The 13,511-nt window shown below is 73.9% G+C and carries 17 protein-coding genes; 16 read left to right on the forward strand and 1 reads right to left on the reverse strand.

Features of this window, described 5'->3' with window-relative positions; all coding sequences use genetic code 11:
• Window positions 1–141: 141 nt before the first annotated feature.
• Entirely contained in the window at window positions 142–471 is a 330-nt protein-coding gene (locus ACIQ87_RS37220) for a GntR family transcriptional regulator (protein WP_402416009.1), read from the reverse strand.
• A 157-nt stretch (window positions 472–628) separates the two neighbouring features.
• On the opposite strand from ACIQ87_RS37220, the gene ACIQ87_RS37225 reads away from it, so the two are divergent.
• The 16 genes from ACIQ87_RS37225 (at window position 629) to ACIQ87_RS37300 (ending at window position 13,031) form a co-directional block, all read left to right on the forward strand.
• Window positions 629–892 (forward strand): hypothetical protein, encoded by a 264-nt coding sequence (locus ACIQ87_RS37225; RefSeq protein WP_402416012.1) that lies wholly within the window; start codon window positions 629–631, stop codon window positions 890–892.
• Window positions 893–894: 2 nt separating this feature from the next.
• A complete protein-coding gene (locus ACIQ87_RS37230) occupies window positions 895–1,074 on the forward strand; it encodes a hypothetical protein (RefSeq protein WP_402416015.1) in 180 nt (59 codons plus the stop codon).
• Window positions 1,074–1,355 (forward strand): hypothetical protein, encoded by a 282-nt coding sequence (locus tag ACIQ87_RS37235; RefSeq protein ID WP_402416017.1) that lies wholly within the window; start codon window positions 1,074–1,076, stop codon window positions 1,353–1,355. Before ACIQ87_RS37230 ends, ACIQ87_RS37235 begins: the two co-directional genes overlap by 1 nt.
• A gap of 350 nt (window positions 1,356–1,705) precedes the next feature.
• A complete protein-coding gene (locus tag ACIQ87_RS37240; RefSeq protein WP_402416018.1) occupies window positions 1,706–2,236 on the forward strand; it encodes a hypothetical protein in 531 nt (176 codons plus the stop codon).
• Window positions 2,237–2,476: 240 nt separating this feature from the next.
• Window positions 2,477–2,599, forward strand: coding sequence for a hypothetical protein (locus ACIQ87_RS37245; protein WP_402416020.1), 123 nt, complete (start codon window positions 2,477–2,479; stop codon window positions 2,597–2,599).
• Window positions 2,592–3,203: a hypothetical protein gene (locus tag ACIQ87_RS37250; RefSeq protein WP_402416022.1), complete on the forward strand. Its 612-nt coding sequence runs from the start codon at window positions 2,592–2,594 to the stop codon at window positions 3,201–3,203. The genes ACIQ87_RS37245 and ACIQ87_RS37250 overlap by 8 nt, the downstream gene beginning before the upstream one ends.
• Entirely contained in the window at window positions 3,200–3,688 is a 489-nt protein-coding gene (locus ACIQ87_RS37255) for a hypothetical protein (RefSeq protein WP_402416024.1), read from the forward strand. The genes ACIQ87_RS37250 and ACIQ87_RS37255 overlap by 4 nt, the downstream gene beginning before the upstream one ends.
• Window positions 3,689–3,707: 19 nt before the next feature.
• Entirely contained in the window at window positions 3,708–4,130 is a 423-nt protein-coding gene (locus ACIQ87_RS37260) for a hypothetical protein (protein WP_402416025.1), read from the forward strand.
• Between the two features lie 5 nt (window positions 4,131–4,135).
• Window positions 4,136–4,459 carry a hypothetical protein gene (locus tag ACIQ87_RS37265; protein WP_402416028.1) on the forward strand — a complete coding sequence of 108 codons (324 nt, stop codon included), beginning with the start codon at window positions 4,136–4,138 and terminating at the stop codon, window positions 4,457–4,459.
• Between the two features lie 111 nt (window positions 4,460–4,570).
• The gene (locus ACIQ87_RS37270; RefSeq protein WP_402416030.1) at window positions 4,571–5,047 is read left to right on the forward strand and encodes a hypothetical protein; all 477 of its coding nucleotides are present in this window, start codon (window positions 4,571–4,573) and stop codon (window positions 5,045–5,047) included.
• A gap of 111 nt (window positions 5,048–5,158) precedes the next feature.
• On the forward strand, window positions 5,159–7,459 hold the full coding sequence (locus ACIQ87_RS37275) for a hypothetical protein (protein ID WP_402416033.1): 2,301 nt from the start codon (window positions 5,159–5,161) through the stop codon (window positions 7,457–7,459).
• Window positions 7,460–7,760: 301 nt separating this feature from the next.
• Window positions 7,761–10,043, forward strand: a complete 2,283-nt coding sequence (locus ACIQ87_RS37280) for a hypothetical protein (RefSeq protein ID WP_402416034.1) — start codon at window positions 7,761–7,763, stop codon at window positions 10,041–10,043.
• Between the two features lie 516 nt (window positions 10,044–10,559).
• Entirely contained in the window at window positions 10,560–10,943 is a 384-nt protein-coding gene (locus ACIQ87_RS37285) for a hypothetical protein (RefSeq protein WP_375944314.1), read from the forward strand.
• 84 nt (window positions 10,944–11,027) lie between these two features.
• Window positions 11,028–11,531, forward strand: coding sequence for an AAA family ATPase (locus ACIQ87_RS37290; RefSeq protein WP_402416037.1), 504 nt, complete (start codon window positions 11,028–11,030; stop codon window positions 11,529–11,531).
• 15 nt (window positions 11,532–11,546) lie between these two features.
• Complete coding sequence (locus tag ACIQ87_RS37295; RefSeq protein WP_402416039.1) at window positions 11,547–11,954, forward strand: RRQRL motif-containing zinc-binding protein; 408 nt, start codon at window positions 11,547–11,549, stop codon at window positions 11,952–11,954.
• 213 nt (window positions 11,955–12,167) lie between these two features.
• On the forward strand, window positions 12,168–13,031 hold the full coding sequence (locus ACIQ87_RS37300) for a hypothetical protein (RefSeq protein WP_402416042.1): 864 nt from the start codon (window positions 12,168–12,170) through the stop codon (window positions 13,029–13,031).
• Window positions 13,032–13,511: the final 480 nt, after the last annotated feature.

Here is a 13,511-nt window from a genome sequence, read left to right on the forward strand (position 1 = left end):
TCCGGAACCCATGTGTACAGGGATGTTGAAAACGTGTTGATAGATCTGAGTACGGATCTCACTACGGAGATGTGATGGTCTATCACCACAGGGTCGGATTTGATCTGGGTATCGAAATCCGGCCCGAGGAGTACCTGTGGATCACGTTCCGAAGAGCGCCTTCTCGACTCGTTCAAGACGGGCGGTCAACGCGCTGATCTGCGCCTGCAGCTCCTTGAACTCGGGCGATGTCGAGGGCCTGCTCGGCGACACCTGCCGCACGAAGCTTCCCTTGCCCTGATGCGAGTAGATCACTTCAGCTGCCCTCAGCTCGGCTAGTGCCCTCTGCACGGTCCCGGGGGCTACGCCGTAGTAATCGGCCAGTTCTCTAGTGGTGCCCAGCTTGTCGCCCGGCTTGAGCCGGCCTAGCCGGAGTTGATCGAACACGTCCTGAACGATCCGCTGGTAGGGCTGGGCGTGTGGATCAGTCATGGGCCACATCGTACAGCTTCACTAGCTTAGTTGACACAGGAGCAATTGTGTCAGTTAAGCTAGCTAAGCCAACGCGGAAGTGCTCGTGAAAACGGTGAGGCCCCGGTGCGCCTGGACAGCAACCACCGGGGCCTCCACGGACCAAGGGAGATCCGTAGTGAACAGCATGAACGACTTCAGCGGGAGCGGGAACACCGCCTCCTCCATCGGCCAGCGCAGCGCCCTCCAGGAGCAGTACGAGGACCAGGTCGTGGCCCTCGTGATCCGGGACCTGACGTCCGTCGACCCGGCCGCCACGGTGGGGGCCGTGGACGAGGTTGTCGCCGAGGTCTGGGAGCAGGCCGCGGAGCACGTCCGGCGGGCCGGCATCACCTGGACCCGGTTCGTCGGCGGCGCGCAGCCGCAGATGGCGGGGTGCTGACGATGTCGCAGCCCGACGCGGCGCAGGCCGCCGCCCTGGACGCGGTGATCGCGGGCCGTCTGAGTTCCGCGCAGGAGTCCCTGGCGGCCGCGGAGCAGGCCCGCCAGGAGGCGGACCGGCTGCGCGAGCAGGCGCCGCCGCCCGCGCCGGTGGCCCAGCCGCAGCAGGCAGGGGGCCGGTGATGGGTCTCCGTTCCCTCCTGGGCCTCGGCTCCAGCAGCTCCTCCGGCGAGTCCGGTTCCGGGACGTCGACCCGCACGAGCGGGATGTCCGCCGGCTGGCACCGCACCGACGCGAAGACCGCCCTCCGTCACCACCGTGAGGCCCAGATCCCGGCCGTCGAGGCGGGCTCGGACCGGCACGGGCGCAGGGTGATGTCGGCGGACCCGTACAGCCGGCCCGACAGCGACACCCGTCGCAACTTCGGCCGGCCGTACCGGCAGGACGACGGAGGTGTGCAGTGACCGCTCCCCTCTGCCGCGCCTTCGCCAACGGCACCGGCAAGCCCCCCGCGGCCCCGAAGGCCCCGCCCGCCCCGACGGGCGGTGGCCGGTGATCCTCTCCAACTCCCAGGCCGACGAGGCCCTGCGCCGGGCGAAGGAAGCCCAGAAGCAGATCGACGCCCGCAAGCCCGGCAAGTAGCCGCCTCTCCCCCCTTCCTTCTCCTCTTCTCTGCAGTTCGGTTTCCCGCCGCCTGCCACCGGAACCGCTCTGGCATGCCCATGCCGGAGCGGCGCCGGGAGTGGTGCGGCGGGCCCGCCAGGGCCCACCACCAACCCCGTTCCCCACCCCGTTCGATCCAGGAGGCACCCGCATGTCCCGCACACTGACCGGCCGCCGCCAGGCCGCCACCGTCGCCCAGCTCACCGGCGCGACGTCGACCTGGGCCTGGGTCGCCGAAGCGTCCGGCCGGGAGCGCACCCGCCGCGCCACCGCCCGCCGCATCGCCCGCCTCACCGGCACCGAGCCCATCCGCTGGGACGGCGAGATCAGCGACGAGGACTGGCAGACCATCCTCACGGCCGGCGCCGACGCGCTGCTCGCCCACGCCGCCGACGAGGAGACCGCCTTCACGTTCGACCTGGTCGCCGCCGCCCAGGAGATCACCACCGAGGCCGCGAGCGGAACCGCCGCCGCGACCGACACCGAGCTGGAGCGCACCACCGTCCTGCCCACCAGCCCGGACCCCGTGCCCGGCCGGATCGTCACCGAGGCCGCCGACCACCCGGAGCGCACCCCCGCGGAGCAGGCCGAGGTCGAGCGCTGGTCGCCCTGGCGCAGCGGTCCCCGCTGGAGCGAGACCGCGCGGGCCCTGTCCGGCCCGCGCCACCCCGCCGACGACTAGCCCCGGACTTCGCACATGGGCTTGAAGATCGATAGCCGACTGGCGATGGCATCGGAATCTCACGATGCGGACGTCGGGGCGAGGTCCGATTCTACGTCGAACCCTGCCAATTCAGGCTTTCGATCTTCACTCTCTCGAGTGACGTGCGAAGTCCGGGACTAGCCGCCCGACGTACGGCCGGCACGCCCGGCCCAGCGGCGCCCGCCGCACCACCGCCCCAGACCCCACACGGAGGTCGTCATGGACCAGTTTTTCTTCAGCTTCTTCGCCGTCTCCGCCATCACCAGCCTCCTGCTGCTCGTCGCCGAGGCCGCCCAGCACGTCTCCACCCCGCAGACCGAGGAGGACTCCTCCGATGGCTGACCAGCCGATCGAGCCGACACGCGTCGAGCTCTCCGGCGAGCGCGGCGGCGCCACGCCGCCCCCGCCGCCGTCCGAGCCGCCCACGGTCGGCGCCCCGGACGGGTCGGTGCCGCCGCCCCGGCGCGGCGACCCGCCGCCGTCCGGCCCGCCGCCGGGGGCCGGGGGGTTGCCGGAGCCGGGCGAGTGGTGGCGCAGGCCCGGCGGCGGGCGCGGCGGTGGGGTGGCGACGGCTCCGGCCCCGGTGTTCGCGCCGCCGGCCGAGGTCCACCATCACCACTACTACCCGGCCGCCCCGGCGCCGGCCGCGCCCGCCGGGCCCCGCTTCGACGTCCGGCGGATCCGCCCGGTCGCCAACGGCCTCGCGGCCGCGACCGGGGTCCTCCTGGCCAAGGGCCCGGTGAACGAGTTCTTCCACCTCTTCACCGACCCGATGGGCCTGCCGCTGCTCGGCCTGGCCGTCTCGGCCGTCCTGGAGTGGCGCTGGCACCGCTACCAGGTCTGGTGGCCGGTGCGGGTCTTCACCTTCTCGATGATCTCCTCGCTGGCGATCACCCCTGCCGGGCAGCAGCTCATCGGCTACGTGATGACGGGGGCCACCGGATGACCACCGCTCAGCTCTCCCTCGGCGGGCTGGCCCTGGCCGTCGCCATCCTCGTCGCCACCGCCGTCCGGTGGTGGCGACGAGGATGTGAGATGCCCGGCGCCGCCGTCCTGACCGGCGGCCTGCTGATGGGCCTGCTCAGCGCCCTGTGCACGGGTGGCCTGCTCGGCTTCGCCGCCCACTACCTCGTCCGCGAAGCCACCAACCCGCTCGGCAACAAGCTCTCGGGCACCGGCGCCGAGCAACTTCTCCCCCAAGCCGCCCCGGCCGGAATGAACGCCGGCGGCGGCGTCGCCACCACCCTGCTCCTGGCCGTCGTCGTGCTCGCCTGGCGCTGCTGCGACTACCAACTGCGCCGCCAGCTCACCGCCGGGATCGTCTCCGGCTCCGCACTCGGCCTCGCCGGCGGCATCTCCGGCCTGGCCGCCGCCACCCTCATCCCCGCCGTCAACAGCATCGGCGACCAGATCCTCGCCGCCTTCCACTGATCGTCAGGAGACCACCCCAGTGGACCTGCCCCTGCCCTTGCTGTCCCTCACCCCCGTACCGGCCGGCGTGCTTCTCGCCGGCCTCGCCGCCCCCTACCTGACCAACATGGCCCGGATCGTCACCCGGCGCCCGCAGCCCGCCGACCGCGGCGCCCGCCTGCTGAACAACGCCCCCGGCCTCGGCCTGGTCGTCGGCGCCGCCACCATCTGGTACCCGTACCTGGCCGACGACGTCCCCGTCCCGTCCGGGCCCGCCGCCTTCGCTGCCCTCTACGTGCTGGCCGTCTGCGCCGGCTCCTGGCAGATGCCGTCACAGCCCAGCCCGGCCCGCCGGGCGGTGTACCACCGGCTCGTCACCCCGCACGCCTGGATGGTCGTCGGCACCGGCCTGCTCACCGCCTCCTACCTGGCCACCCGCCTGATCACGGCCCTGGGGGTGTGAACGTGATGGACCACCTCTACCACCTGCCCGTGATGACCGCCGCCGGCGCCGGGTACGGCGCCTTCCTCTACCACCTCGCCACGAACCGCGCCCGCAAGACCCGCTTCGGCTGGCTGCGCCCGGTCCTGTGGGGCGCGGGCCTCGGGACGGTCGGCGGCGTCGCGATGTGCATGCCGGTCCTGCGGTGCTTTGCGTGGGTCGTCCTGGTCGACCACTCCGGGTGGATCGACGTCGTCGTCTTCGCGATCGGGGTGGCGGTCCTGCCCGGCCTGGTCGTCCAGATCCGGCGCTGGGAGCGTGACCACCCCGAGCGCACCCGCCGGCCCTGATCCCCCGGCCGCCCGACGGCGGCCGCGCCTTTCCCTCTCTTCTCTTCTCTGGAGGTCACCACCGTGTTCGTCCCCGCCACCACGTTGACCATTGGCGGTCTTTTCGTCGGCATGGCGCTGCCGCTGTGGCACGTCAGCAGGGTCACCATCGGCAGCATCAAGGGCAGCGCCGCCGCCACGAAGGGCGCACTCGACCTGCTGCCCCTGGCCGCCGGCATGCTCTACGGCGGCATCGCCACCGCCAGCACCAGCGGCCTGATCGGCTTCAGCACGGGCGCCATCACCTGGTTCGGCAACGCCGCCGGCAGCCTGACGATGTGGGGCGCCGCCGGCGGCGAGACCACCCTCGCCGCCCGCGCCACCCAGGCCGAGCTGTCCGGCATGGGCAACCTGGTCCTGTTGCTGCTCACCGTCGTGATCCTCGGCGCGTGGAAGGCGATCCCGAAGAAGGCCAAGCCGAGGATGCGCCTCGGCATCATCTCCGGGATCCTCCTCGGCCTGTCCGCGACCCTCGGCGGCCTGGTCATGGCCACCGTCATCCCGTTGGTCAACTCGGCCGGCGCCGCCCTCGTCGGCACCATCGCCTGACCCGGCCCGGACGCCACCGGTCGCCCACGCCCCGCCCGCGCCCCTTTCGGCGCGGCCGCGGAGCGCGGACGGCCGCAACCGCCCGGACCGACCCCGCCCTGGAGACGCACCATGACGACCTATCCGCCCGAACGCGTCATCATCGACCTCGCCGACGAGGGCGAGTTCCTCGACGCCGACTCCCCGGCCCCCGACACCAGCACCAGCCCGGCCTCCGACGGCGGGCCCACCCAGCAGACCGGCCCCCGCCCGGCCGCCCGCCTCGCCAAGGCCCTCGCCACCGCCGCCACCGCGCAGGCCCGCAGCGAGTACACCGCCCTGCGCACCGGCCTGACCGTCCTCAAGACGGAGACCGGCGCCTGGGCGGCCGCCTCCGAAGAGACACCCGCCCACCTGCGCGCCGCCCTGCTCAACCGCCGCTACAACCGGTGGCGCTCCCAGCAGACCGCGGAGATCGAGCGGCTGGAGGAAAAGGCCAGCGACCTGGAGAAGCAGGCCCGCCGCGCCGCGGCCGCCGGGCAGGGCGACGACGCCACCGCCGCCGACCACAAGCAGGCCGGCGCCGCCGCCGCCACGCTGCGCGAGGAGGCCGCGGCCTGGCGCCAGCGGGTCCGCGAGATCCACCAGCAGCCCTACACCGGCCACATCGACCCCAGCGACGACGAACTGGAACACCACCGCCGCCGCACCGCCAACAAGCGCCGGGCCGCGCTCGCCGCCCTCACCCTGGCCGTCGGCGGACTCGAACTCGCCGTCGGCAGCCTGCTCCTCCCGGCGCTCACCGCCACCGGCCTCGCCCTCACGGCCTGGGCCAAGGGCCGGATCCCCGGCTGGCGCCGCGCACTGCCGGACGTCCCCACGCTCGCGTACGAGATCGAGACCGGCAAGCCCGCCAAGGAGAAGAAGAAGGACACGGACAAGGCGAAGACCGACTCCCCGGCCCCGACCCCGGCGGCCGCGACCGTCGGCGGTGGTGGCGGTGGCGTCGCGCCGTTCGCGATCCGTCAGGCCGCCAACGCGGACGAAGCCGGCGCGGCCCTTCTGCAGGCACTGCTCGGCGAGGGCCTGGCCGTCGGTGCCGTCACCGACGTCACCCGCGAGAAGTGGGGCTGGAAGGCCACCGCCCACCTCACCAAGGGCAAGCCCGCCAACCTCGTCCTGCGCCTGCCCGAACTCGACGTCGCGCTCGGCGTGCGCGCCGGCGGGGTGATGGCCCAGCCCCAGGCCTCGGCGGCCGGCGCCGTCGTGCTGCGCGTGCTGCTCGGCGACCCCTTCGACCCGATGCCGGCCCACCCGGTCTACCCGCCCCGCTCCAACAGCATCCTCAAGCCGGTCACCCTCGGCCCGTCCATGGACGGCGGCCCCACCCAGGTCGTCCTCGCCGGGCAGAACGTCATGGTGATCGCGGTCTCCGGCGGCGGCAAAAGCCAGATCGTCCGCAACCTCGTCGACTACATCACCAGCTGCACCGACGCCATCGCCCTCGACATCGACCCCACCGGCCGCGGCTTCGGCCCGCTGCGCCGCCTTGCCGCGATGCGCGCCTACGACGAGGAGCGGATCGACGAGGTCCTGGACTGGGCGATCCGCGAGGCGGAGATCCGCACCGAGCGGATGGGCGACGACGTCGACAACTGGCAGATCAGCGACGACGCCCCGGCGGTCTTCGCGGTCGTGGACGAGCATCCGCAGCTGACGAAGGAGCAGAAGGCCAAGGTGATCAAGCTGAGCCGGATCGGCCGCAAGGCCCGCGTCACGGTGGTCCTGCTGTCCCAGGACGCCACCAGCGACGTCGTCGGCGACGCCATCGCCGACACCTTCGGCATCCGGATCATGCTGCCGTCCCGCAAGGCGGACGTGCCGCTCGTGGTCGGCTCCGACACCGCGGTCTCCGAGGGCTGGATGCCGCACCGCCTCACCCCCAGCCCCGGCGACTGGGACCCCGCCGACGCCGGCTGCTTCTACATCTGCGCCCCCGGCCTGCGTGACCCGATCCTGCGCAAGGCCACCCACCTCGACGCCGCGACCGCCACGCTCCGTACACAGGAGCGGCTCGCCGCGGGCACCGTCACCATCACGCCGGAGCCCGCCGAGAAGGGCGACGGTGAGGAACTGCCGCCGGTGCTGATGGCGATCCGGGCCGCGTTCGAGAAGCACGGCGACCCGGAGTTCCTCCTGACCGACCAGGTGCTGGAGCACCTCGCCACCACCGGGCCCGAGTGGCGTAAGTGGGACGGCCAGGAGGCGGCCGACCGCCGCCGCGAGGCCGTCAAGGCGATCGGCCGGGAGCTCAAGAAGGCCGGCTTCCCGTCTCTCAAGACGGACCGCCGGACCGATCTCAACAAGGACAACCCGCCCTCCGGGTACTGGCTGCGCGACGTCGAAGCCGCCTTCGGCGGCCAGCCGGAGTGACACCCAGCGTCACCGTCGGCGGCGTCCCGCGATCCGTCACCTGATCTGTCCGTGATCTGTCGCCGATCCGTCCCGATCCGTCTCCGGGACAGATCAGCGACGGATCGGCGACAGATCAGGAAACGGATCGTGACCTGCGAAAACAGATCAGACGGATCAGATCCGCGCACCCCCCGGAAACGGCCCCGACACCCCCCATCGGGGCCGTTTCCATGCCCCGGCCGCCTCCGCGTGCCGCGACCCCTTCCCGGCCACCCAGGCCGCCACGCAACGTCACCACGAGAGACAGGAGTCTCCCGCCATGACCCCGGCCCGCACCACCACCTCGCGCCGCACCCGCGCCGCCAAGAAGACCGCCGCCAAGTCCCCCGCGGCCCGCCCGGCCACCCTGGCCGACGTCCAGCCGAACGCCCCGGCTGAGCCTCCCGCGACCTTCACCGTCCGGCCGGCCGCCGACCCGGTCCTGGCGGATGCCGCCGACCGCGCGGCCGACGTCCTGGCCCTGGCGGAGGACCAGGCGCTCGCCGTCCTGGAGCGCGCTGCCGAGCAGGCCGGCCGCGAGCTGGCCACCGCCGGGCAGTGGGCCGAGGAGGCCGAGCAGCTGCGCGCGGACGCCGCCGCCGAAGCCGAGGTGGTCACGCAGCGTGCCGATCAGACGGTCCGGCAGATCCTCGACATGGCCAACGACCAGGCCGACCTGATCCTCCAGTACGCCCGGGAGCAGCGCGAGGAGGCCGACGCCGACGCCCACGCGGCGGCCGACCGGCTGCTGGAGGAGGCCACCGAGCGGGCAGCGGCGCTGCTGGCCGACGCCGAGCAGCGCGCCGCCGATGTCCGCGCCCAGGCTGAGCAGGAGGCGGAGCGGATCGTCGCCGACGCCGAGGAGCAGGCCCAGGCCGTGGCGGCCGGCATCACCGCCACCGCCGAGGAGCAGGCCGCGAAGGTGCTCGGCGAGGCCGACCGCGAGGCGGAGGCGACGCTGCGCCGGGCCGCCGGCGACCTCGCCGACGTCCAGGAGCAGGTCGACGACGCCCGCCACCAGCTGGAGCGCACCCGGGAGAAGGCCGCCGCCGACCGGGCCCAGGCCGAGCAGGACCTGACCGGCGCGCGGGAGCTGGCGGCCACGGTGCAGCGGGATGCGGCCGCGGCGGCCGACCGGACCCTGACCGAGGCCGCCACCGAGGCGGAGGCGATCCGCACCCGGGCCGCCGAGACCGCCCGTCAGATCATCGCGGCGGCCGAGGAGCAGGCCGAGGAGACCCGCCAGGAGGCCGAAGCGACGGCCGCGCGAGTCACCGAGGCCGCCCGTACGGACGCCGACACGGTTCGCGAGGACGCCGACGCCGAGGCTCGCCGGCTGCGGGAGGAGGCCGAGGCCGACGCGCAGGAGCTTCGCGAGGAGGGCGCCCGCCAGGCCGCCGACCTGCGCGAGCGCGGTCAGGAGGCCGTCCAGCGCCTGCGCGAGGACGCCCAGGCTGCCATCGACGAGGCCAAGGCGGCCACTGGCGAGGAGCTGCGCCAGGCCAGCTCGAAGCGCGGCAAGGCCGACGCCGACGCCGAGCGGATCCGCAACACCGCCCGGCGCGACGCGGACAAGGTCGTCGCCGAGGCCCTGGCGCAGGTCGCCGAGGCCGAGGCCCGGGTCACGGAACTGACCGAGGAGCAGCAGCGCCTGGAGGCGGCGATGGCCGCCCGCCACCACCGCTGGTACCGGCGGGCCCACCGCTGGTACCTCGGCCGCATCCCCTGGCTGCTCACCCGCGCCGTCCTGTGGGCGGGCATCATCTTCACCAGCACGCGCGAGCACCAGCTCGCGGTGGTGGCCGGCATGGACACCAGCCTGGCGTGGTTCCTCGCCGTCTGCCTGGACGGCTGGGTGATCGCCGCGACCCGCAGCAAGATGCACAAGGAGACCCGCATCGCGCTCGGCGTGATGATGCTGTGCCAGATCGCCGCGATCCTCACCGACCTCCACCTGCTCGGCGTCGCCCAGGACGCTCACGGAGAGTGGAAGATCCAGTGGGGCCTGGCGATCCCGCTCGCCATGGTCGTGCCCATCGCGATCTGGCGCGTCCATGAGCTCATCGACCACGGCAAGGACGCTCACGGCGAGCAGGCCGCGCCCGCTCCGGCTCCGGCCGCGCCCACCGCCGCCCCGCTCGGCGCTCACGAGGTCCCCGCCCCGCGCCCGCCGCACGGCGGCCAGTCGCTGCCCGTCGCTCACGGCACGGCCGCCTTCGGACCGGACGCTCACGGCGAGCGCTCACGTGAGCGCGAGATCGTCGCAGGTGGCGGGACCAGTGGCGCTCAGCGCGCGCTCCCGCCCGGCGCCCCGCAGGGCGGCGACGCTCACCAGGGAACGCCGATGAGCGACGCCGCGCTCATGTACGCCCGCAAGGCGACCACCCGCGCGCTGTTCGACGCTCTCGGCCGCCGCCCGCGCGCAGCCGAGATCCACGCCGCGCTCACCGAGCGCGGACTGCTCACCGGCACGCCCGAGCAGACGCGCAGCACCTGCCAGCGGGTGCGCGACGCGGTCGAGGCCGACGAGCCCACGCTCAAGCCCGCCGCTCGCGCTGCGTAACCGAGCGCTCAACGCGAGCGGCCTCCGGGATGAACGAAGCACCCCGGAGGCCAAAGCGCCCGAGAGCGCCGGCGGGCCGGTCTCGCCACCGGCCCGCCCCCATCCTCCCGCACCACCAACCCGCTCACCGAACCGATCCCGGAAGGGGACACCGCCCTGTTCGCCATAGACCGTGACGCCCACATCGCCGCCCACCGCGAGCTCCTCCACGAGCGCAGCCAGACCCTCGCCAACGTCCCCGCCGGCTCCCGCGCCCATGCCCGGACCCTCGCCGAGTGCGAGGCGATCAGCGACGAGATCGAGCGGCTCAAGGGCTGCATCGACATCCCGCGCTCCGTCGCCATGGCCGTGCCCGTGCTCCTCTTCGTCCTGGTCCTCGCGCTCATCAGCTGACCCGGCCGCCGGTCTCGCCCCCGGACCGCACCGCCCGCCCGGCACCCAGCCTGGCGGGCGGCGCGCATCCGGGGACGGGATCGGCCGCCCGGCCGGCACCGACCCGACGAAGGGGACACCGCGATGCAGCCCACCACCCAGCCCCAGACCACCCAGGCCCCGGACAAGCCGCTCCCCGGCACCTACGTGCTCTTCCGCGACGCCGACCGCTACCTCGCCGGCCACCCCGACCACACCCAGGTCTGCAAGGTCCTGTGCGACAGCCACTACCTCAAGGACAAGGCCACCGTGCAGGTCCTGGCCACCGACGAGGTCATCCGGTACGCGCCGGTCGTCTTCATGCGCCCGCTCGACCCGGCCGAGCTGATGCACGACATCGACACCGCCCCGCTGGACGCCCTCGGCGACGGCCGGCTGATGACCGCGGCCGGGGCCTGGCTCGCCCTCCAGCACCGCCAGGCCGCCACCGAGCCGACCGCCAAGGCACTCCCGCCCGGCCGCAGCTGACACCCCGCCCGGCTGCTGCGCCGAACCGCTTCGGCGTAGCAGCCGGCCCTGCCCCGCTACCCCCGAACCGAAAGGCACCCGCTCGTGAACCTCACCTTCACCCCCGGCTCCGTCGTCGTCCTGGTCGGCGGTTCCGGGGCCGGTAAGACCACGTTCGCCCTCCGCCGCTGGCCGGCCACCTGGCGCCTGAGCCTGGACGACTACCGGGCGATGGCGACCGACGACATGGCCGACCAGTCCGCGACCCCGGTCGCCGACCAGGTCCAGACGCTGCTGCTGGACGCCCGGCTCTCCCGCTCCCTCACGACCGTGATCGACTCGACAGCCCTCCTGCCCCACGTCAGGGCCGGCCTTCTCGCGCGAGCCCGCTACTGGCAGCGCCCCTGCGTTGCGGTCCTGTTCGACGTCTCCTTGGACCGCCGCCGCGCCCAGAACGCCGGCCGCGAGCGCGTCGTCCCGGACCACGTCCTGGTGGACCAAGAGCGCCTGGTGCCCACCGCCGAGCAGCTGCTCGCCGAGGGATTCCTCCACGTCGACCGCGTCCGGGCCACCGGCCCGGCCTACCTCGAACCGGCCCGCATCCGCTGACCCCCGGAGGAGCCCGTGCGCGCGATCGACCTCGACCCGACCGGCGAGCACCACGGCGGCCTGCCCACCTACCCCTGGCGCTGGTCCCCCTCCCCCGACCTGATGACCCGCCGCCAGCTGCGCGCCGTCGGCCTGCGGCCCGGCGGACAGGAGCCGGCCGCTCAGGTCGTCTGCCGCGGCGGCCTTCGCTACGGATACCTGTACCGCCGCTCCCTCGCCCTGCCGGTCCGCCCGATGACCCCGGCCCGTTGGCAGGCCCACCAGCGCATGATGCTCGCCCGCCGCACCTGCCCGCTGTGCCGCGCCGTCGCCGAGCACTGCATCCCGACCTCGCTCGGCTGCTGCCTCGAGTGCGCAGACGGCCTCGCCCTGGCCGAGCTCGAACAGCTCCTGGCCCTCGCCCGCGCCGCCGTCCCGGCCTGACCCGCCGAGCGGACCGCCGCCGCCGGCCCCGGACCCCGACCGCACCCAGCGGCCGACACCGCCGGGACCGGCGCGGCTGCCCCGACTGCCGCTCCCCGATCCAGGGCGGCCCGCTCGGACTGCGCGCCCACCGCCGCACCGCCCACCGACCCGACCCGAACGACCGGCGCATCCCGATCACCATCCGACTCGACCACTGAGGAGAACCCGCGCGTGACCGTCATCCCCCTCAACCCCGACTCCCCCGCCTCGCACGCCGTGGGCGTGGACTTCGATCTCACCGTTGTGCGCCATGACAAGGGCTGGCAGGACGGGCGCATCTACGGCGCCCCGATCCCCGGCGCCCTCGAAGCCCTGCGCACCCTCCAGGCCGTCAGGTCGGTCTTCATCGTCACGGCCCGCCACCGTCGCTACCACCCCGCCATCGCGGCCTGGCTGATCAGCCACGGATTCGACGCCATCGTGGACGAGGACCCCGACCGCGCCTACTGGCTCGGCGCCTCCCTGCTGGTGACCAACAAGAAGCTCGGCGGAGCGATCTACATCGACGACCGCGGCATGTGCTTCGAAGGCGACTGGGACACCGCCCTCCCCGAGGCGCTGCGCCGCATCGGCGAGCTGTCCGGACCGGTGGCGCAGCCCGCCGCCGACGTCCCCGCGCTGACGATCCGCCAGCCCTGGCTGGCCGCGATCCTCGCCGGCGACAAGGCGATCGAGAACCGCAGCTGGCCGACCCGGCACCGTGGCCCGGTCGTCCTGCACGCCGCTCGCGCGCTCGCCCGTGACGGCCAGGCTGACCCACTCGTCCGGGCCGTTCTCGCCCGCCCCGGCGCCCCCGCGCTGACGACCGGCGCCCTGGTTGCCACCGCCCGCGTCACCGACTGCCACCGCGACACCGGCTGTTGCCGCCCCTGGGGCCTGCCCGGCCTGTGGCACTGGAGGTTGGCCGACGTCCAGGCCCTCGCCGAACCCATCCCCGCCGCCGGCCGCCTCGGCCTCTGGCGGCTCGACCCCGGCCAGCACGCCATGCTCCACCGCCGCCAGGCCACTGCCCTGCCCGCCCTCGCGCACCGCTGATCCGCCCCGCCGCTGACGCCCGGGCACTGACGCCGCGCACCACCACACCCACCATCCGAGCCCGCCAGGCCCGGACGGTGGCGCGCGGTGGTGCGCAGCGCGGCCGTCCGGCCGACACCCGACCCCGCACCAGGGAGAACACTTCATGGCCACCACCCGCACCCTCACCGCCGCCACCACCGGCGCGACCACCGTCGACCTGTCCCTGCTCGGCGCCGTCGGCCAGGTCGACGTCCAGGCCGTCCCCGGCCTCCCCACCGCCGAGATCACCATCAGCACCACCGACGACACCGGCGAGGCCGCCGACGCCGTCACCAACGCCGACCTGCGCTGGGACCCGCGCGGCGCTCTCGTCGCCCACGTCCAGGGCCAGGGCACCGGCGGCGGCACGACCACCATCGTCACCCGCTCCGGACGCACCATCACGATGCAGGGCGTCGGCACCGTGTACGGCTCGGTGACCGGCATGGTCATCGACGG

Source organism: Kitasatospora sp. NPDC096204 (assembly GCF_044763205.1).
Taxonomy (GTDB): domain Bacteria; phylum Actinomycetota; class Actinomycetes; order Streptomycetales; family Streptomycetaceae; genus Kitasatospora.

Bases quoted from the DNA above. Each gene is read 5' to 3' on its own strand.
- ACIQ87_RS37220 (WP_402416009.1), bottom strand. From the start codon at position 471: ATGACTGATCCACACGCCCAGCCCTACCAGCGGATCGTTCAGGACGTG.
- ACIQ87_RS37230 (WP_402416015.1), top strand. From the start codon at position 895: ATGTCGCAGCCCGACGCGGCGCAGGCCGCCGCCCTGGACGCGGTGATC.
- ACIQ87_RS37235 (WP_402416017.1), top strand. From the start codon at position 1,074: ATGGGTCTCCGTTCCCTCCTGGGCCTCGGCTCCAGCAGCTCCTCCGGC.
- ACIQ87_RS37240 (WP_402416018.1), top strand. From the start codon at position 1,706: ATGTCCCGCACACTGACCGGCCGCCGCCAGGCCGCCACCGTCGCCCAG.
- ACIQ87_RS37245 (WP_402416020.1), top strand. From the start codon at position 2,477: ATGGACCAGTTTTTCTTCAGCTTCTTCGCCGTCTCCGCCATCACCAGC.
- ACIQ87_RS37250 (WP_402416022.1), top strand. From the start codon at position 2,592: ATGGCTGACCAGCCGATCGAGCCGACACGCGTCGAGCTCTCCGGCGAG.
- ACIQ87_RS37255 (WP_402416024.1), top strand. From the start codon at position 3,200: ATGACCACCGCTCAGCTCTCCCTCGGCGGGCTGGCCCTGGCCGTCGCC.
- ACIQ87_RS37265 (WP_402416028.1), top strand. From the start codon at position 4,136: ATGGACCACCTCTACCACCTGCCCGTGATGACCGCCGCCGGCGCCGGG.
- ACIQ87_RS37270 (WP_402416030.1), top strand. From the start codon at position 4,571: ATGGCGCTGCCGCTGTGGCACGTCAGCAGGGTCACCATCGGCAGCATC.
- ACIQ87_RS37275 (WP_402416033.1), top strand. From the start codon at position 5,159: ATGACGACCTATCCGCCCGAACGCGTCATCATCGACCTCGCCGACGAG.
- ACIQ87_RS37280 (WP_402416034.1), top strand. From the start codon at position 7,761: ATGACCCCGGCCCGCACCACCACCTCGCGCCGCACCCGCGCCGCCAAG.
- ACIQ87_RS37285 (WP_375944314.1), top strand. From the start codon at position 10,560: ATGCAGCCCACCACCCAGCCCCAGACCACCCAGGCCCCGGACAAGCCG.